Genomic DNA, 20,101 nt, shown 5'->3' on the forward strand with positions numbered 1-20,101 from the left:
GTGCTTTTCCTTTTAACTCTTTATATGTTTTGAAAATGTCAGTTTGCAACGCAAACCACCTAAAGGTGAATGATCAAACGTGAGTTGACCACCTAAAGCCTGTGCAATTTTACCTGATAATGCTAAACCTAACCCTGTACCACCTGTACTGCGAGTTCGTGAATCATCAACACGATAGAAACGTTCACCCAAACGGGCTATTTGCTCATCACTCAAACCAAATGGACTGTCATCGACAATCACACTCCATGATTGATCATCTTGTTCGGTATGCACTTGAACTTCACCACCCGCTTCAGTGTAACGAATACTATTACTAAACAAGTTGACCATAATTTGCTTAAAGCGATCTATATCTAATTGTAATTTTGCACCTTGGCCTGTAGCAGAAATCGATAGATTTGCCTGTTCAAATTTAGGTTTAAAATTTTCAATCTCTTGTAAAACCACAGACCACGGATCTATTTCAGCAAAATAACATTTCAATTGTTGTGCTTCTGCTTGTGCTAAATCGGCTAAATCCTGAGTCAGTTTTTTCAAACTGGTGACTTGTCTTAGCATGGCCTCAAAATGCTCAGGTGTCGGTTTACGAATCCCGTCTTGCATCGCTTCAATTTGAGCTTGTAATACTGCTAATGGTGTTTTGAGTTCGTGCGAAGTATCTGCAACCCATTGACGACGTGAAGTTTCATGCTGATCGAGGATCGTCGCAAGTTGATTGATTTCCGTGGATAGATCACCAAGTTCATCATTACGATTGACCATCACTTGATGCTGAAAATTACCTTTGGTTAATTCACGTGTTGCATCCAGTAAACGCTGAATCGGCTTTTTAAAATAAGTTGCCAGTAATAATGCTGCAACTAAACTCGTTAAAAAACTGAGAATATAAATTAAAACTAAATAGCGTTTTTGATTACTAAAGAAATTAATACTTAAAGCATCATCTTGATCCAAAACAGGTTTTAAACCCAAATAACCCACAATTTTATCATTCACTGTAATCGGGCGATAAGACACTTGATCATCGGAAGGCTCTCCTAAGACAAACTGATGTTTCACATCATATAAAGACAGACGTGAACTCAGTCCTAAACGGTCAGGCATAGAAATAAAGCGTTTCTTTCCCTCTCTTTGTTCAGTAGAAATCATATTAGGTGGTTTATTATTCTTAGCGTTCTTATCAGGTGGTCTAAACAAGCCCTCATTTGAACTGAGCGGAAACTTCAACCCCTCAAAAGGTTGGTAAGCTGATGGTAAGTTTTCTTCTAAAATTTTTAATTCATCGAGATCAATTTGTTTTTTAGGAAGCGTCCCCATATTTTGCTCAACTGGATTGAGCATGGTATGTTCTTTGAAATAACGCTGTTGCAAAGCAATATCATACTGACGGCGTAACCACCAACGTGATAATTTATCATAATCGTCAGGTGCAGCCTGCCCTTCAATTTGAAGAATTTGTGCTTGAACAGCATTGCCCCAGTCATGATAAACACCATAAACATCTGCCAAATTTTCAATCAGATGATCGAGTTTTTGCATCTCAACATCAGCAACATATTTGGCAAAATTTTTCTGCATCGTCCAATGCAAAACACTTAAACTGACCGTCGTAATCAACAACGTGGTTAACAACACGGTAAGAAAAAGACGCAGTGCTATGGGGACTCGGCGTATTTTCAAAACTGATCTCTCATTTTTCTTCTCATTTCAACATTGTACTCAACACTCAATCAAAATACTCTCCATTGTTTCTACATCATTATTATTTAATCTTTAACGCATCGACAGAACCTAAAAAAATCGTTGGAGAACCACAATGAAAACTATGACAAAAATCGCTTTGGTTACAGCTAGCCTTTTAAGCATGGGGGCATTAACTGCGTGTCAATCAACCCAAGGGCCTAAAGAAGATCATCAAGGGCACATGATGGGTGAACATCGTGGTCATCACCACAAAATGTCTCCTGAAGAACGTGAACAAATGAAGCAAATGCGCGCACAACATAAAGAAATGCGCCAGCAAATGCAAAAAGCATGTGATGGCAAAACGATTGGACAAACAGTTCAAGTCAAAGCAGGCGATAAAACCCTAGAAGGTACTTGTAACATCGTTTTCAAAGCTGACCGTAAAGCGATGGGTGAAATGAAACGTGATTTTGCTCATGGCGATAAAGAACATGGTCGTATGATGCGTCATGATGGACCACGTATGAAAGATATGACGGAAGAACAACGTGCTCAAATTCAACAGCAATTTGAACAAAAAAGAGCTGAACGTAAAGCGCAATGGGAAGCGGTACAAAAGTCTTGTGTAGGACAACCTGATGGTAAAGCAATCCAAGTAAAATTGGGTGATAAACTTTTAGATGGTAAATGTGTCGTGAAGTTCCAACCTCAGTTCAACGCAGAGAATAAAATGCCGTCTGTACCAGTTATGCCTCCTAAAGCATAATTTCATATTTTCTTACAAAGGTGCTTTTTAGCACCTTTTTTATTGGACATATCTTTTTACGATTTTGACTATGTGTGCGCTTATTTTTCTTTTAAAAGTGTTTACACTCAAAGCACTTACAATATTCAAGCTATTTTTCTTTGACTTTACAGTCACAGAGAATTAACCATCAAATACTTGTACGTGACTACAAGATGTAGCACGATGTAATACAGCAAATATGTGTCACCGAAGACACGCATCGTATTTATTAGGATTATAAATCTGGTCTAACCAGTATTGAGGAAACCGATATGCCACAATACAAAGCACCCTTACGTGATATGCAATTCGTTTTGCATGAATTATTAAATGCTGAAGAACATTACGCAAAACTCCCTGCATACAAAGATGTCGTAAGCCGTGAATTGGTCGATCAATACCTAGAAGCTGGTGCTGATTTCTGTGAAAACGAATTATCTCCACTCAACCAAGTCGGCGATCGTGAAGGTTGTACGTGGAATGATGGTGTTGTGACGACTCCTACAGGCTTTAAAGCAGCCTATGACAAATATGTAGAATTAGGCTTCCCATCTTTATCTGTTTCTGAAGAACATGGTGGTCAAGGCTTACCTGGTTCATTAGGTACAGCTATTTCTGAAATGGTTGGTGCTGCAAACTGGGCTTGGGGTATGTACCCTGGTCTTTCTCATGGTGCAGTACGTACCATTGAGCACCACGGTTCTGCTGAGCAAAAAGCGCTTTATTTACCGAAACTTGTTTCAGGTGAATGGACAGGTACCATGTGTTTAACAGAATCTCACGCAGGTTCTGACTTAGGTATTATCCGTACTAAAGCTGAACCAAATGCAGATGGTAGCTTTGCAATCTCTGGCGAGAAAATCTTTATCTCTGCTGGTGAACACGACATGGCGGATAACATCATCCATATCGTTCTTGCACGTTTACCGGGTGCTCCAAAAGGTACTAAAGGTATTTCTCTATTCATCGTGCCTAAATTCAACGTCAATGCAGACGGGTCTATTTCAGATCGTAACGGCGTGCGTTGTGGTTCGATTGAACACAAAATGGGGATCCACGGTAACGCGACCTGTGTCATCAACTTTGATCGTGCAAAAGGTTTCTTGATCGGACCTGAAAACAAAGGTTTAAATGCAATGTTCACATTCATGAACACTGCACGTATTGGTACCGCTGTTCAAGGTTTGACTGCTTCTGAAGCATCATTCCAAGGTGCACTTGCATATGCGAAAGATCGTTTAGCAATGCGTTCACTTTCTGGCCCTAAAGCACCAGAAAAAGAAGCAGATCCAATTATTGTTCACCCTGCTGTTCGCAACATGCTCATGACTCAAAAAGCATTTGCTGAAGGTGGTCGTGCATTGGTTTACTTCTTGTCTCAATATGCCGATATTGTTGAACAAGGCGCTACTGAAGAAGAACGTAAAACAGCAGACAACATGCTGTCACTTCTTACACCAATCGCAAAAGCATTCTTAACTGAAACAGGTTCTGAATCTGCGAAACACGGTGTTCAAGTGTTTGGTGGTCACGGCTTTATTTCTGAGCATGGTATGGAGCAAATTGTACGTGATACACGTATCTCTTGCTTATACGAAGGTACAACTGAAATCCAAGCACTTGATTTGTTAGGTCGTAAAGTCCTTCAAACTCAAGGCGCAATGTTAAAAGACTTCACAAAAATTATTCATAAATTTGTAGAGTCAAACAAAGACAATGCTGACATGAAAGCATTTGTTGAACCACTTGCTGCTCTAAACAAAGAGTGGGGTGATTTGACAATGCAGATTGGTATGAGAGCAATGCAAAATCCTGATGAAGTGGGCGCTGCAGCTGTAGATTACCTATACTTCTCTGGTTATGTCACACTTGCATACCTATGGGCTCGTATGGCACTTGTGGCTCAGCAAAAATTAGCTGAAGGTACTACAGATGCTGCTTTCTATAATGCTAAGCTTAAAACAGCAAACTTCTACTTCAAGAAAATCTTACCACGTGTACGTTCACATGTAGATGTGATCGCTGGTGGCCTAGATCCATTGATGGCATTAGATGCTGAAGATTTTGCTTTCTAATTCAATTTTAGAAAGTAATCTTAAAAAACTGTACCCTTGAGTGCAGAAATTGAGAAAGGACAGTCATAGCTTTGATTGTCCTTTTTCTTTATAAATAGAACATCCTTTGTCTTTGGTCATATAACAACTTTCATAATGGTTGCTTAAACTGACCTCGTACTACAGATTCAAACAAAATCAGGTGAACCAACATGCCAATTTATAATGCACCACTTGCAGATATGAAATTCATTCTAAATGATGTATTTAATGCAGAGCAATTCTGGCAATCGAATGAAAACCTAGCACACCTTGATGCTGCTACGGCTGAAGCGATTCTTGAAGAAATGGCTAAATTCTCTCAAAACGTTACCCTTCCATTAAACCGTAGCGGAGATGAAGAAGGTGCTCACTTTGAAAATGGTGCTGTGACGACACCTACTGGTTTTAAAGATGCATTCAAACAATACGCCGAAGGTGGTTGGATCGGTTTAGGTGCAGACGAAGAATGGGGCGGTCAAGGCATGCCTAAAATGCTGACTGTGCTTGCAGATGAAATGTTATTTGCAACCAACCCATCATTTATGCTTTACCCACTTCTTTCTGTTGGCGCAGGTATGGCGTTAAACAGCTATGCATCTCAAGAACAAAAAGAAACTTATTTACCAAAAATCTATTCAGGTGAATGGTCTGGGACAATGTGTCTAACTGAACCACACGCAGGTACAGATTTAGGAATCATCAAAACCAAAGCTGAACGTAATGAAGATGGTACTTATAACATTACTGGTACTAAAATCTTTATTACTGGTGGTGACCATGACCTTGCTGAAAACATTATCCACCTTGTTTTAGCAAAAACACCTGACGCACCTGCTGGCTCACGTGGTATCTCATTATTTATCGTACCTAAATTTATCGTCAATGCGGATGGTTCTTTAGGTGAGCGTAATACTGCTGGTCCTGGTTCAATTGAACATAAAATGGGGATCAAAGCATCAGCAACTTGCGTTATGAATTTTGATGCTGCAAAAGGTTACCTTGTAGGTAAAGAAAATGAAGGTTTAGCAGCAATGTTCGTGATGATGAACTATGAACGTTTATCTATGGGTATCCAAGGTCTTGGTGCTTCTGAATATGCTTACCAAAATGCAGCTCAATACGCGACTGATCGTTTACAAGGTCGTAGCGCTTCTGGCGTTCAATCACCAAACAAACCTGCAGATAGCATCTTAGTACATGGCGATGTACGTCGCATGTTGCTCAATGCACGTGCTAACAATGAAGCATCTCGTGCATTTGCAGTATATGTTGGTCAGCAATTAGACATCACTAAATTCTCAACGGATCCTGAAGCTGTTGCAAAAGCCAATAACCGTGTTGCCTTACTTACACCGATCGCAAAAGCATACTTAACTGATACGGCTTTCAATGCAGCGATTGATGCGCAAATGGTGTTTGGTGGTCATGGTTATATCCGTGAATGGGGTATGGAACAGTGTGTACGTGATTTACGTATTGCACAGATTTATGAAGGCACGAATGGCGTTCAATCTCAAGATTTAATTGGTCGTAAAACGATTAAATGTAACGGTGAATTCATTGCTGAATATATTTCAGAAATCCGTGATTTTGCCAATGGCTTAGACACTGACCTGAATTTCATTAAAGATGCAACTTTAGATGTTGCAACTGAAGTAGACATGATTACTCAATATGTTTTAGAGCGTGCTAAAGAAAACGTAGAGTTCTCTAACGCTGCTGCTGTTGATTACCTTCATGCCGTCGGCTTATTGAGCTTCGCTTATATGTTTGCTCGTATTGCCAATGCTGCGAAGTCTAAAGATGGTCAATTCTATCAAGACAAATTAGCACTTACCCATTTCTTCATTCAACGTATCTTGCCCGATTTACATGCACGTATTGCAAAAATCAAAGCAGGTTCAGAAGTGATTATGAATTTCAGCGAAGATTATTTTACAACTCAATCTTAATCGTTCGTCCCTCTAAAAAACGCCTGTTCATCAGGCGTTTTTTTTATGGTTTGGGAAAATATTTCTGAATAGATTTGGCCATTTCAGGCGTTGAATCTTCTAAAGCTTTTGCAACATTGTTAGCATCTGCTTGAGAACGATTTTGACTGACTTTGAACTTTCCAACCATCGATTCGATTTCAATTTCAATCGCAACAATGTATTTCAACTCGTCATCAATAAAATCATTCGGTGCATCACCCATTTTCCATGGGTTTTCTTGATTTGCTTCATGCGTTCGAGTCAATCGTGCCAAAACACCACGTAGATATTTCTCATCTTCTATTTTTCGAATAGTTCCTTGAACATGGACTACACGATAATTCCACGTCGGTACAACCCGATGATGCTCCTGCTTTCCCTCATACCAATTCGGCGAAATATAAGCATGTTCAGCGTGAAAGATGACATAAGCAGACACAGGCTGATGAAGTATGTCAGTCAACGGATTCGCTTTGGCAATATGCCCTTTTAATACAGCCAATTTGCCCTGTGAACGATCTAATTCTAAAGGAATATGGTTGGCTTCAATCTCACCAGCATGAATAACCATGACACTGGCCAAAGGATTCTTTTCAATTAAATCAAATAATTCAGAATCATTTTCTTGTTTAAAATGCGTCGGCAAATACATTTTGATGCTCTAGGAATCTACAAATCGCCATTAACATAGCATCAATCATAGGAAATAAAATATATTTCCTATGATTAGTCATCTTTCAATGATCACCAGTATTCTGTCATGTGCATGAAACTTGCATTGTATTTACTCTACTCAAATGAAACAGAATAGAGGACGTTATGCATAAAGACCCGCGTATAGAGAAAGTTGAGAACCTCCTCGATAAATTGGGCAATCTTGCTGTTGAAGCTTTTCATTATCTTGCCCTATTTATTATCGGCTGCATGATTGCTTGGTCAGCTGTGCATACCATTATTGAAATATTAACCGTAAAACAATATGCCAGCATTGATGATATTCTATTACTTTTCATTTATTTAGAACTCGGGGCAATGGTTGGAATTTATTTTAAAACCAATCATATGCCCGTTCGTTTTTTAATTTATATTGCGATTACTGCACTTACACGATTATTAATTTCAGATATTCAGCATGATCATAAAGCAGATATCGACCTCGTCATTATCACAGGCTCTGTTTTGATTTTAGCAATTGCCATTTTGATTGTGCGCTATGCATCATGGACTTATCCATCGGTCATTCGAGATAAACATACGGAGCAACCCTTAGCGCATGGTAAAACGCCACGCCCAGAAGATGATGAGTTGGCTTGATTGACTAAATCCTTCTCTTGAAGTGAATACTGATCAGTGCTAACAAAATGATTTGGATCAATCATTGGGAATTTGTAAATAACGCCCATTTTCATAAATCCAATGCATGCCTGATTGTGGCGCAGGTAATCCATATCGTCGCCAATCACTGATCAAGGTATATTCTGAACTTGAAATACTGCCCCCCTGCCCATTTACATAACCATAGCTGTCAGAATGATATTCTGTTTGTGTTGGAAACTGATGATTATAAATAATGGTTACACCATTTCGAGGAGGATAAACAGGATAAGGACGATTTGGGTAACCATGGTTTGGATAATTCGGATAACCTTGATTCGGATAGTTGGGATACGGACGATGATACTGTGGCGGTCGTACAGGAATTTCCTGTGTCATTGGACGTCCATATTGATCTGTATATTTATACGTTGTTGTTGGATATTTTTTTTGCGGACGCTCAACACTACGGTAATTGCCCCAATCCTTACCATCAGCATACGCAGCTATAGAAAACCCTGAAAGTATCAATGCCAATGCACTTAAACTGAGTACTTGTTTCATATCAACCTCCAAATTGTTCGCTATAGATCATTTTAACGCCTAATTAAAGACAAATAATGGATAAATTATATGCAATTTTTAACTGGATACCTATGTTTATATCGCAAGCTGAGTCAATTCACAGATCAATCTGATAAGATATAATTTTATTCTGATGAGTGCTGTATTGTGGCTGAACTGAGTTTTGACCGTTTACATCAATTCTTTTGTAAAGTGCCAAGTGTGCGAGAAAGCTTTATTGATAGCTATGGCTCAGATGGCAAACAAGCATGGTGGTTTAAATTCCAAATTAATATCGATCATCCTTTAGCTTGGCAAACTGTGCAAGAACTTGGGCATGTTTTAAATTATATTTCTAAGAATGAACGCTTACCGACTCAGTTCCTTCCTGTTTCTCCACCACCTTATATGAATGGTGAAGCCAAACAATTTCTAGCTTGGGTGATCCAATGTAATCATGCAGATTTTCCACCAGATGTGGTTTGCGACTGGTTAGAAGCACGATTACCAAAACCTGTTGAAGATGAAAGTCAGTGGAAAATTAAAACCGATTTGCATGAGTTGGATAATATTTCTGATAAAGATTTGGATCAGATGATTCCACCGAATCCTGAGTCATAAAACTTGGAAGATTAAATCAATAAAAAACCCTTCTTTAAAAAAGAAGGGTTTTTCTCAATTAAGCATAGTGAATTAAAGAGAAACTCCACATTAGAATGTCGACCAACCACTCCATTCCATAAAACGATATAGTACGTATTTCAACTTGGAATCATCGGCATATTTCGCATAATCCACACTCATTTGACGTCCATCAAAGTTTGACCAAGCTGAATTAAAATATTGTTCTGCATCCACAAAAACGGGTTGCTGTGAATTTCCAAGCACTCTTAGATCAGTTTCCAAATTATAGTTTTTTAAATTACGTGCCGTAAAATTTGCAGAACCTAAAATCATTTCCGCAGATTGTGCGTTGCGTTTGATGATCATTTTGCTATGACATTGCTCGCCTTGTGTATTACACCAACGTACATTTATCCCAGCATCATGTAATTCTGAAGCGACTTGGCGATTGGGGATCCCATTCTTTTGACGACCAAAAGCATCTTTATTGGGGTCTAGTAAAATACGTAAACTTGCACCACGTTGTTTTGCTGCGATGAGCGCTTTAATAATTTTTCGTTCTGACAAATAAAACATCGCTAAATCAATATGATCATTGGCTTTCGCTGTTTCAAGCATGTTCAAAACTGCTTTATAGATTGCTGCTTCTGTTAATACTTGTACTTGAGGATCTTTCGGATTTTCAGGTAATTTTCCAACGACCACAAAAGGCGTATCACCATCCGACATCTGTGCGACAGGTTGTTCAGACTTTAAAATATCTACCGCTGTTGCACCTTCTACTTGCAATGCAATATTTGAATGACGCGAACTTCCATCATGTGGATTGGCTGATGTGACGATCGCTTTCCAACCTTCTGCTGTATCCACTACAATGGTTTTACGATGATTGGCTTTAAAATTAAACAAATTCAGATAACTACGAATCGTGATTGGCTGATTTCCAAATGGGTTTTTCAACCAACCCTTTTCAGCGTTATTACCAATATTTTGACAACATAAGTACCAAAAACCAGACCATGTTGGATTTGATGAGCGTAACGGCGTTAAATTGGTTTCAATCACATCAATACCAGCCTGACGCAGTTCACGATATTGCTCAGGAGCAATCCCACCATATACTGAGTTAATTGGATCAGTAATAAATTTGATTTCTAAACTAGGATTCACCACTTTTTGATTGATGAGTGCTTGTGTTAATTGATCAGTCAGCGCTCGTTGTGGCACTTTCGAATGACCAACTTCACTGTTGAATAGAAACATATCAACCACGATGGTGGTTTTAGCTTCTTTAATCAGCTGTAAAATTTGATCAAAAATATGCTGATCGATTTGTTGCTTTCCTTGCGCATCAATATACGTTTGATCCGCAATAAACTTCACATTGCCATGTCTAAGTTGACCTGTAAAATCCAGCCCTTGCGGCATGGGTTTATAAGTATGATATATCGCTGAAGATAAGTAGCCTAAAGCCAATATACCAACGATGATGCCGAAGTAACGTCGTCGTGACCAACTCAGCTTACTATGAATTTTATTAAAGATACGCATAAGAAAAAACCTAATCCAATGTATTCAGACTAGGTCTAATCTCTTTATTTTTCAATGATGGTTTGGTGAATAAAAGCAATTGCTTAGAATTTATAATCTACACCAACAACAAAGTTACGGCCCATCTGTGGAATATTGGATAAGAAAGATGTGTGTTCATACACCGTTTCATCCAATAAATTATTGGCATTAAAGAACACTTTAGCTTCTTGTTTATTTGCCAGCGGATATTTATAAGCAATCCCAACATTCACCATATTATAGCCTTGGGTTTCAGTTTCATAAGCTGCAAATTTATCTTGATCAAATACATGTGAATATTCAGCAGAACCTGACCAATGATCATCAAAATCAGCATTTACACGCGTACCTAAACGCCCTGCAGGAATGCGTGGTGCATTTTCATTGTTAATTTTTCCTCGTACATAGTCACCAAATAAACTTGCTTTATAAACATCATTGAATTGATAAGCCACTTCAGCTTCTGTACCGTAAATTTTGGCACTGTCTTGTGAATACTTGATTAAACGGAAGTTTTCATACTGATCCAAAGTTTTTGCATAAATGTAATTATCGAACCAGTTATGATATAGGTGTACGTGGTAGCTCAGCTTATCGCCATCATAGTGTAAGCCCAACTCGACATTATTGGATTTTTCTTTGTCTAATTGATCATTCCCCAATTCATATGTATTGGTTGCATAATGTTTTCCATCTGCATAAAGTTCTTGAGCTAAAGGCAAACGCTCCTGATGTGATCCGACCAAAGATAATTTATAGTTCGGTGCAAACTCCCAATTTATTGCACCTGAATAAGACCATGCATTGCCATCAAAATCCTTCTGTGTAGAATCAATATCAATTTCCTGATGATCAAAACGTGTACCTAACTCAAAATGGAAATCATTCCATTGACGATGCTCTAAAGCAAATAAACTATATTTTTGAGTTTTGTTCGGTGCAAGTACCGCTTCTTCGCCTGTAATATCAAGCTTTTGCTGGCTCGCCTGAACACCCAACACGCCTTCCCACTCAGCAATAGGATCATGTACCAATTCCACACGACCTTCATAACCTTTACTTTTAAAAGTAGTCATTGCTTCACTACCTTCAATTTCGTCGTGTTGATAATCGGTATAACTCGCTTGCGCACGTAATTTTTTAAATCCAACAAATGGATCATTCAGCTCAGAACGGAAATCATAACGTTCTGTTTTCATATCAATCCAGGGACCTGAATCTCCATGCTCTTCTTCGTCATGGTCATGTCCCGAATGATCATCATGACCACCACAATGCAGGCTTAAATCATGCAAATGGCAAGATTCATATTCATGGCTATGTCCAGGTAAACCATACTGGTCTTGACGATGACTATAAGAAACGCCAGCAAAGCCACGCTCACCAATCCATGATAAACCTAGGTTAATATTTTCCGATTCAGAAAAAGTATTCGCTACACGACGTTGTTTAGTGCTATGAGCATGATCATCGTGCTCTTCTGTCACAATATAATTCGGCGCGATGTAATCATTTGCATCACGTTTCAAGCCCTCAACACGTAGTGCAACATTTGAACCCAACCCAACAGTCGCTCCTGCATGGGCCATTTTCTCATCATTCCCCGTGTTATAACGTAGTCCAATATTTCCTTCATACCCGTCTTTTGGCATTTTTGTCGGAATTTTTGTGTCGATCACATTAACCAAACCACCCACTGAACCCGCACCATAGAGTAACGTTGATGGTCCACGAATCACTTCAATTTTTTGCGCCAACTGAGGATCAACAGTTACTGCATGGTCTGGTGATAAACTAGAAACATCCATGGTTTCAGTTGCATTCTGTGTCACTTTTACACGTGCACCTTCTTGACCACGAATCACAGGACGGCTTGAACCAGCACCAAAAGTGTTTGAATATACACCCAATTCATTTTTTAGCGCTTCACCTAGCGTTGTGCCACCTTGCTGTAATTTTTCACGTGAAACAGTCTGATCTGCAATACCGAAGTCAGCACTCGAAGCAACCAATGGATGCCCAACGACTGTAATAGTTTCTAATGTCTGAGTATAAGGTTCCGTTGCATCTGTTGTTGTAGTATCCGCCCAAACTACAGTCGAAAAAATAGTTGAAATAGAAAGTGTCAGGGCACTTTTTGCAAAAGTCATGGACTGGCTCTCAAAGCTCGATATTTTGAATGTTTGTTATATTATAACATTTCATAAAATTTGCAACAATCTTTGTCGTTTTTGTTCAGCTCTACAGGATTAGATAGAAATCTATGGTTATGCTAAAATCTATAACAGTCACTCAGTTACTCTCATTTTTTTTAATTTAGAGAATTGAATACTTACGATTTTCTCAGAGTTTCATAGAATGCTGTTGCTGCAAAAAAATCCATTAAAGCCCATCATTTTTTTTGGACTCTTGTTTTTTTATTTTAATTTTTTGATCAATCTCATTACAGATGACCGGGCGAGCTGGTCTTTGGTTTATATACCACTGGCGTTATTGATTGTATATTTATTTAAAAATAAAACCTTTTACATTCACCCACTTGTTCTTATTGTTGGGGTTTCTTCTGCGTTCTGTATCACATTGAATGAATATATTTTTCATGCAGAACAGACATCATTAGATTTGGAATTTAATAAACATGCGCATAAATATATCTATCAGTTTTTGTACATTATCCCTCTGATTTTTCTTGGAACTTTATTTAAATTCTCTAACTTCACAACTGAAACTTTTAAAAAAATTATTTTTGTGAGTATTGTTTTCTCTGTCATTTTTAATGGTTATTTAAATATATTATTTGATTTTAATCGGGGCTTATTTGCAGCGGAATTTAAGTCCGTCATTCTCTACGATTATTGTATTGTTGCCTTAAGTTTGATTGGACTTGTTTTCAGCTTTAAACTCAAAGGAAAAATGGCTTTTCTATTTATAAGCTTATGTCTTGTAAATATTACACTTATTGTATTGCATGGAAGTCGTGGTGCTTGGCTCGGTATTTCAATTGCACTTCTTATGATCTCAATTTACTTTTATAAAACCCATTTAAAACAAACACTTTATATGCTTTTCGCATCTATTTTACTCAGTATCAGTATTTGCGTGATGCCCCACTCGCCTATTATTGAGCGGGTTGATTTACTCAAAAATGACGCCTCATTGATGCAAAAAAATAATTATAATACCAGTGTTGGCACTCGATTCGCGCTTTGGTATTTTGCTATTGAGGCTTTTCAACAATCGCCCTACGTGGGACACGGTTTTATCAACTTTAAAAACAAAATTTGTGAACCTGTGAATGAAAGTGACGTTCCAAATTGCCAACCACATGCCCACAATATTGTGTTTCAAGAACTTGCTGCGCATGGATTGATAGGACTGTTAAATATTTTAATTTTGGCTTTCGCTACGCTTTATTTTTTTATCAAAAATACAATTCAAAAAAATAACCCTTCAACCCAAACCTTCGCCTTCGCTGGTTTGGTTTGTACAATTTATTTAATCATTTGTAGTATGAGTGATTATCTATTGTTTTATTCATTTCCAAGTATGTTTCTATTTTTAATCATATTAAGTTTAATGAACATTATCTATATTGAAAATTTAAACAATGACAACAACAATAGCTGCTGATTCAATCATGGCCAAACTCAAGAAATCCAAAGAATGCCTTTTACACTCTCTCATGCTGTACTTGCTCCACCGATCGCCAAATTGACTGGCAATCGCCTGCCTATAGCGGCATTGGCGATTGGCACAATGACACCTGACCTTTATCGATTATTGGTCGAAACAGAAATTTATTTAAATCATCAATGGAAAGGCATTATTTATCCCGATCTATTGGTTGGTTTATTGTTCTGCTTTTTTTGGTACGCACTTTACCGTCCAATGCTGTTTAAATTTTTAGCGATTGCTAAACCACTTCATATTGATTCGCTTGCCAATTTTTTAAAATTCGTAGTTTCAATTATCGTGGCCATTCTTATAGGTACAGCAACGCATATCATTTGGGATGGTCTAACCCATTTGGATTTCAGAACCTTTGCCTTTCACGACTTTTTAGCACAACCTGTCTTGATTTTGAGCCATGAATATCCAATGCATAAAGTCCTACAAATCAGTTGCTCTGCTATCGCTTTGCCTTTTTTAATCTGGATGGGTATTCATTATTTTTTTAAATACCAAGTCAAAGCAAGTTTAAATCATAAAGCACAAATATTTGGCTACCTTTTATTTGCCTGCTCATTTTTTAGTGGTTGTATTTACTATATTTGTTTTGCACAAGAAACAGGGTTCTCGGCTCAAGACACCGATTTATATTATTTGATCGGCTTCTTTATAAAAGCATTTACGCGCGGTGCTATCATTTGTTTCTCAGTCGGATGCTTGATCTTCTCCATTTTAAATTATCGAAAATACTTCGATTAATCGTATAGTTGCCGATTTAATCACTCATTTTTAATTAAATTCAGCTTAAATTTATTTGAGAATCTACGGCTTTTGAGCTCAAGTCCTTGTGACTCATCGCTCAAAGAGGCATAATCTCACATTACATTTTTAGGCGATGCGCTGTTTACGTATTCGCTTCCTTAACCCATATAGTTGGATTTTTAACGCTATGATGCGAACTCATTATTGCGGTTCTTTAACCGAAGCTCAAATTGACCAAACCGTAACACTTTGTGGTTGGGTACACCGTCGTCGTGACCATGGTGGTGTGATTTTCCTTGATATGCGTGACCGTGATGGTCTTGTTCAAGTGGTCATCGATCCAGATACCCCAGAAGCCTTTGCGACTGCCGATAAAGTACGTTCAGAATTTGTATTAAAAATCGTTGGTCGGGTACGTCGTCGCTATGAAGGTACTGAAAATGCCAATATGGTGAGCGGTCAAATCGAAGTTTTAGGTAAAGAAATTGAAGTTCTTGCTGCGTCTGAAACTCCTCCATTCCCATTGAATGATGAAAATTCGAATATCTCTGAAGAAATTCGTTTGAAGTATCGTTTCCTTGATATTCGTCGTCCAGAAATGTTAGATCGTTTACGTTTCCGCTCTAAACTGACGAACTTGATCCGTAACTATTTTGAAGAAAATGGTTTCTTGGACGTTGAAACACCAATTTTGACACGTGCGACGCCTGAAGGTGCACGTGACTATTTAGTACCAAGCCGTGTTTCAAATGGTAGCTTCTATGCACTTCCACAATCACCACAATTGTTCAAACAATTGCTCATGGTGGGTGGTATTGATCGTTATTACCAAATTGCTAAGTGTTTCCGTGACGAAGACTTACGTGCAGATCGTCAACCAGAATTTACTCAAATCGACGTTGAAACATCGTTCATGAGTGACGATGACATTATGGATTTGATGGAAACTTTGACGGTTAAAATGTTCAAAGAGCTTCTGAACGTAAACTTCGATAAATTTCCACGTATGACCTATGCAGATGCAATGCGTGATTATGCATCGGATAAACCAGACTTACGTATTCCTTTGAAATTGGTTGACGTTGCAGACATGATGCAAGACGTTGAGTTCAAAGTATTTGCGGGTCCTGCAAAAGATCCTAAAGGTCGTATTGTTGCACTTCGTGTACCAGGTGCTGGTTCACTTCCGCGTAGCCAAATTGACGAATATACAAAATTCGTGGGGATCTACGGTGCGAAAGGTTTGGCTTATATCAAGGTCAATGAACTTGAGAAAGGCATCGAAGGTCTTCAATCTCCAATCGTTAAATTTATCGAGCCTATCGTGCTTGATTTATTGAAACGTGTTGGCGCTGAGAATGGTGACATCGTATTCTTTGGTGCGGATAAAGCGAAAATTGTGAATGACGCAATGGGTGCTTTACGTATCAAAATCGGTCATGACATGAACATGGCAACGTGTGAGTGGGCACCGCTTTGGGTTGTTGACTTCCCAATGTTTGAAGAAACTGATGACGGTAAATGGACGTCTGTTCACCATCCATTCACATTACCAAAATCAACAGTTGAAGAAGTGAAGAACAACCCAGGTGCTGCACTTTCAGTTGCTTATGATATGGTATTGAATGGTACTGAAATCGGTGGCGGTTCTTTACGTATCTTTAACTTAGAAATGCAAAAAGCAATCTTTGAAGCACTAGGCATTAACGAAGAAGAAGCAGAAGAAAAATTCAGCTTCTTGTTAAATGCTTTGAAATTCGGTGCGCCTCCACACGGTGGTTTAGCATTTGGTCTTGACCGTTTGGTGATGTTGATGACAGGTTCATCTTCTATTCGTGATGTGATTGCATTCCCGAAAACCAAAACAGCTGAATGTCCATTGACGCAAGCACCTGCACCAGTTGAACCAAATCAATTGCGTGATTTAGGCATTCGTCTACGTGAAAAAGCGAAAGCGGAAGAATCTAAATAATACGTCAGTATTGAAGCAAAACCCTGCTCCATGCAGGGTTTTTCTTTTTATATACATACCATTCACGAATTGAGATAAGCGCTCAGTAATGGCATAATATTCCTGTTTACTTTTGAGGTGAAAACCGATGGCTATGCGTCCTGCTGTTCTTCGTCATACAATTATTATCATTGTATTTTCAGTGGTTCAATGGGGATTTATGCGCTATATCTTAAGCAATCAACTCTTCAATTTAGACACTTATCAGCGTATTCTTTATTTCAGTATGAGTAGTTTTATTGCTGGCTTCTTTATCATTTCAGCATTAATTTACTTGGTATTAAAAGGTAATGCTGATCGAGAGTAATTCTAAATAAATCTATGTACAGCTTACTTAAAAATTTTTCGCGCTTGCCATTAAGGGTCATTCAATCCCTTGCAAGTGCTATTGGTACACTATTATTCATTAGTAATTCTTCTGCAAAACATATCACTGAACTCAATATAAAAGCAGCCTATCCACAACTCAATGATCAACAACAAAAACAATTAGTTAAGTCTAGTTTAAAAAGTCAAAGTATGACATATGCGGAATCAATCAAAATTTGGGGTTCATCACCTGAATTTGCCTTAGAGCAAATAAAACAAGTACACCATCTCGATATCTTTTTAGATGCTCTAAAAAACCCAAATGGTACCTTGGCCGTGGTGCCACATTTTGGGACTTGGGAAGTGATGAATGCATGGATTAACCAGCATACCAGCCCTGTGATTATGTATAAGCCAAGTAAAAATAAAGATTTAGATCGCTTCATGCTTGAGTCTAGACAACGTTTAAATGCAACCCTTGTACCGACTGATGATTCAGGTGTACGCGCTGTGTTTAAGCATTTAAAACAAGGAGGATTTTCTGCAATTCTTCCCGATCATATTCCTAAAGCATCAGGAGGAATATATTCTCCTTTTTTTGGACTGAATGCATTTTCATCTACATTGCTGTCTAAACTTGCAGCAAAGACACAATGTTCTGTTATTGGGCTCAGTTGTATTCGTCGTCAAGATTTAACAGGTTTTGATTTACATTTCTTCAAGTTATCCAAAGATATTTTGTCAAAAGATTTACAACTTTCTGTCGATACTTTAAATAAAGAAATGGAACGTATGATTGATCTTGCACCTGAACAATACTTATGGGCATACAAACGTTTTCGTAAATTAGAAGGTGGGAAGAATTTATATAAATAATTTGAAATTAGATTTCACAAATGCTAATTTAATTATCTTTTCTAATGAATGCTTTACTGCATTAAACTCTGAATTTAACCCAATATTATCAATATGACTCATAAACCTAAGATTTTGCTTGCGATTAGATCTTTGTCAGGAAGAGGTGGGGAAAGATCGGTCCTGACTTTAGCACAAGGATTTTATGAAATCGGTTGTGATGTCCATATTTTATGTTTTCATTCAAATCATGATTATGATTTAAATCCTAATTTTACTTATCATCTTGTCGATATTAAGCAGTGGTATTATAAATTTTTAGTGACTTCATCTTTACGCTATAAATTTGCCGCTAAGCAATTTGACCAATATGTACTTCAGCATATTGGTCAACCTGATTTAATTTTATCTAACTTAATTCAAAGTAATCGTATTCTTGCCTATAGCAAACTGGATAATATTGCTTATGTTATTCGCAATACATTCTCAAAAGAAAATGAAAATGCTTTAAAGAAAAAACCTGAGAAAGTATTAAAACGCTATCGTGAAATCTATAAAAAACACCCATGTATTTGTGTAAGTCATGGCGTAGAAGATGATCTTAAAAAAACACTGGGAAATTTACCTGAAGTAACGACAATTTATAATGCATTTGATCAAGATTATATGCAAAAACAGGCCAATGCATTTCAACCAGATTTGGGTGATTATCTACTACACGTGGGTGCATTTTGCTACGCCAAAGCACATGATGTTTTATTGAAGGCCTATGCTAAATCCTCTCAACAATTACCTTTATATCTATTAGGTAAAGGTGAGTTAGAAAATGAAATCAAACAACTTATCGATACTTTAAAACTGAATAATCAAGTTCATTTTTTAGGATTTAATAAGAACCCTTATCCTTTTATCAAATACTCAAAGGCACTTGTTTTATCTTCAAGATATGAAGGCTTTGTTCGTGTCGTACCCGAAGCTTTAGCATTAGGTACACCCGTCATTAGCACTGACTGCCCTTCTGGACCGAATGAAGTTCTAGCTCCTAAAAACTTAGTCGCAGTCGATGATATTGATGCTTTAGCAGAAAAAATGAACCAAGTGATGCGAAATCCAAGTGAATTTCATGTCGAATTTAATTCGCAATTTTTACCCCCAAATATTGCTAAACTCTATTTAGAATATTTCAAAATAGGACAGTTTAAATAAGATTAAGCCTATGAAAGTCAATAAAAAAATTATACTGATTGCTAATTCCGAACATACCTTTGATATCAATCAATATATTACTGAAACAGATATTATCGTACGATTTAATTTACCTAAATCAACAACTTTAACAAAGACAGGTCAGAGAACAGATATACTATTTTTAGCAAATTCTGTAGACGTAGTTCAAAAAAAACTAAAAGCAAACAGTAAATTTATCAAGTTCTTACAAACAATTAATAATCCTTTTACGATTATATTTCCTTATAGTGATAACTTAATTAAAATCAACAAACCAAAGTATAAGAAAAAGACATTACTATTTTTTAAAATACTCACAGATAATTTTAACAACATTGAATATTCAAATTTCTTAAAAGGTCTTGGTTATACGCTTGAAATTTTACCTGACTATTATTATCTGGATTTGAAAAAGCAAGTCGATCCTGATACCAAAAATATTTTGAGTACAGGATTTTTAGCTGCAAATTATTTTTTAAATAATCCTACATATCAAGATTATACAGTTTACTTACACGGTTTTAGCTTTGAAGGCTGGGATGGGCATAATTGGGATAAAGAAAAAGAATATATGAATGAGATGATCAAGAACCATAAAATTCATATATTCCCTAAAGATAAAAATACGATAGACTCCATCTAGGGTATA

General features: G+C 37.4%; 17 protein-coding genes. 12 read left to right on the forward strand and 5 right to left on the reverse strand.

What is annotated here, in order from left to right:
- Nucleotides 1-12: 12 nt before the first annotated feature.
- The gene (baeS, locus tag D7V20_RS04505; protein ID WP_120383140.1) at nt 13-1,683 is read right to left on the reverse strand and encodes a sensor histidine kinase efflux regulator BaeS; all 1,671 of its coding nucleotides are present in this window, start codon (nt 1,681-1,683) and stop codon (nt 13-15) included.
- Between the two features lie 136 nt (nt 1,684-1,819).
- Between baeS and D7V20_RS04510 the strand changes: the two genes are divergently transcribed.
- The 3 genes from D7V20_RS04510 to D7V20_RS04520 all read left to right on the forward strand — a co-directional run bounded on the left by D7V20_RS04510 (nt 1,820) and on the right by D7V20_RS04520 (nt 6,524).
- A complete protein-coding gene (locus D7V20_RS04510; protein WP_120383141.1) occupies nt 1,820-2,455 on the forward strand; it encodes a hypothetical protein in 636 nt (211 codons plus the stop codon).
- A gap of 293 nt (nt 2,456-2,748) precedes the next feature.
- The gene (locus tag D7V20_RS04515) at nt 2,749-4,551 is read left to right on the forward strand and encodes an acyl-CoA dehydrogenase C-terminal domain-containing protein (RefSeq protein WP_120383142.1); all 1,803 of its coding nucleotides are present in this window, start codon (nt 2,749-2,751) and stop codon (nt 4,549-4,551) included.
- A 191-nt stretch (nt 4,552-4,742) separates the two neighbouring features.
- Entirely contained in the window at nt 4,743-6,524 is a 1,782-nt protein-coding gene (locus D7V20_RS04520) for an acyl-CoA dehydrogenase C-terminal domain-containing protein (RefSeq protein ID WP_120383143.1), read from the forward strand.
- A 43-nt stretch (nt 6,525-6,567) separates the two neighbouring features.
- Here D7V20_RS04520 and D7V20_RS04525 read toward each other — a convergent pair whose 3' ends face one another.
- Nucleotides 6,568-7,197 carry an FMN-binding negative transcriptional regulator gene (locus tag D7V20_RS04525; protein WP_120383144.1) on the reverse strand — a complete coding sequence of 210 codons (630 nt, stop codon included), beginning with the start codon at nt 7,195-7,197 and terminating at the stop codon, nt 6,568-6,570.
- Nucleotides 7,198-7,364: 167 nt separating this feature from the next.
- Here D7V20_RS04525 and D7V20_RS04530 point away from each other — a divergent pair, with 167 nt between their 5' ends.
- Nucleotides 7,365-7,859 carry a phosphate-starvation-inducible protein PsiE gene (locus D7V20_RS04530; RefSeq protein ID WP_120383145.1) on the forward strand — a complete coding sequence of 165 codons (495 nt, stop codon included), beginning with the start codon at nt 7,365-7,367 and terminating at the stop codon, nt 7,857-7,859.
- Between the two features lie 57 nt (nt 7,860-7,916).
- Here the strand turns inward: D7V20_RS04530 and D7V20_RS04535 are convergent, their stop codons facing one another.
- Entirely contained in the window at nt 7,917-8,423 is a 507-nt protein-coding gene (locus D7V20_RS04535) for an RcnB family protein (RefSeq protein ID WP_120383146.1), read from the reverse strand.
- A gap of 168 nt (nt 8,424-8,591) precedes the next feature.
- Between D7V20_RS04535 and D7V20_RS04540 the strand changes: the two genes are divergently transcribed.
- The gene (locus D7V20_RS04540) at nt 8,592-9,044 is read left to right on the forward strand and encodes a hypothetical protein (protein WP_120383147.1); all 453 of its coding nucleotides are present in this window, start codon (nt 8,592-8,594) and stop codon (nt 9,042-9,044) included.
- A gap of 90 nt (nt 9,045-9,134) precedes the next feature.
- Here D7V20_RS04540 and D7V20_RS04545 read toward each other — a convergent pair whose 3' ends face one another.
- Nucleotides 9,135-10,598 (reverse strand): phospholipase D family protein, encoded by a 1,464-nt coding sequence (locus tag D7V20_RS04545; RefSeq protein WP_120383148.1) that lies wholly within the window; start codon nt 10,596-10,598, stop codon nt 9,135-9,137.
- Nucleotides 10,599-10,681: 83 nt separating this feature from the next.
- On the reverse strand, nt 10,682-12,769 hold the full coding sequence (gene znuD, locus D7V20_RS04550; RefSeq protein WP_120383149.1) for a zinc piracy TonB-dependent receptor ZnuD: 2,088 nt from the start codon (nt 12,767-12,769) through the stop codon (nt 10,682-10,684).
- 280 nt (nt 12,770-13,049) lie between these two features.
- On the opposite strand from znuD, the gene D7V20_RS04555 reads away from it, so the two are divergent.
- The 7 genes from D7V20_RS04555 to D7V20_RS04585 all read left to right on the forward strand — a co-directional run bounded on the left by D7V20_RS04555 (nt 13,050) and on the right by D7V20_RS04585 (nt 20,095).
- A complete protein-coding gene (locus D7V20_RS04555) occupies nt 13,050-14,249 on the forward strand; it encodes an O-antigen ligase family protein (protein ID WP_171407760.1) in 1,200 nt (399 codons plus the stop codon).
- A gap of 33 nt (nt 14,250-14,282) precedes the next feature.
- Nucleotides 14,283-15,047 (forward strand): DUF4184 family protein, encoded by a 765-nt coding sequence (locus D7V20_RS04560; protein ID WP_120383151.1) that lies wholly within the window; start codon nt 14,283-14,285, stop codon nt 15,045-15,047.
- A gap of 190 nt (nt 15,048-15,237) precedes the next feature.
- Nucleotides 15,238-17,022, forward strand: a complete 1,785-nt coding sequence (gene aspS, locus D7V20_RS04565) for an aspartate--tRNA ligase (RefSeq protein WP_120383152.1) — start codon at nt 15,238-15,240, stop codon at nt 17,020-17,022.
- A gap of 127 nt (nt 17,023-17,149) precedes the next feature.
- The gene (locus D7V20_RS04570) at nt 17,150-17,368 is read left to right on the forward strand and encodes a hypothetical protein (RefSeq protein WP_089605718.1); all 219 of its coding nucleotides are present in this window, start codon (nt 17,150-17,152) and stop codon (nt 17,366-17,368) included.
- 14 nt (nt 17,369-17,382) lie between these two features.
- Nucleotides 17,383-18,246 carry a lysophospholipid acyltransferase family protein gene (locus tag D7V20_RS04575; protein ID WP_120383153.1) on the forward strand — a complete coding sequence of 288 codons (864 nt, stop codon included), beginning with the start codon at nt 17,383-17,385 and terminating at the stop codon, nt 18,244-18,246.
- Nucleotides 18,247-18,339: 93 nt separating this feature from the next.
- Complete coding sequence (locus D7V20_RS04580; RefSeq protein WP_120383154.1) at nt 18,340-19,431, forward strand: glycosyltransferase; 1,092 nt, start codon at nt 18,340-18,342, stop codon at nt 19,429-19,431.
- 10 nt (nt 19,432-19,441) lie between these two features.
- The gene (locus D7V20_RS04585; protein ID WP_120383155.1) at nt 19,442-20,095 is read left to right on the forward strand and encodes a hypothetical protein; all 654 of its coding nucleotides are present in this window, start codon (nt 19,442-19,444) and stop codon (nt 20,093-20,095) included.
- Nucleotides 20,096-20,101 lie beyond the last annotated feature (6 nt).

Origin of the sequence: Acinetobacter rongchengensis (assembly GCF_003611475.1) — a bacterium.
Taxonomy (GTDB): Bacteria; Pseudomonadota; Gammaproteobacteria; order Pseudomonadales; family Moraxellaceae; genus Acinetobacter; species Acinetobacter rongchengensis.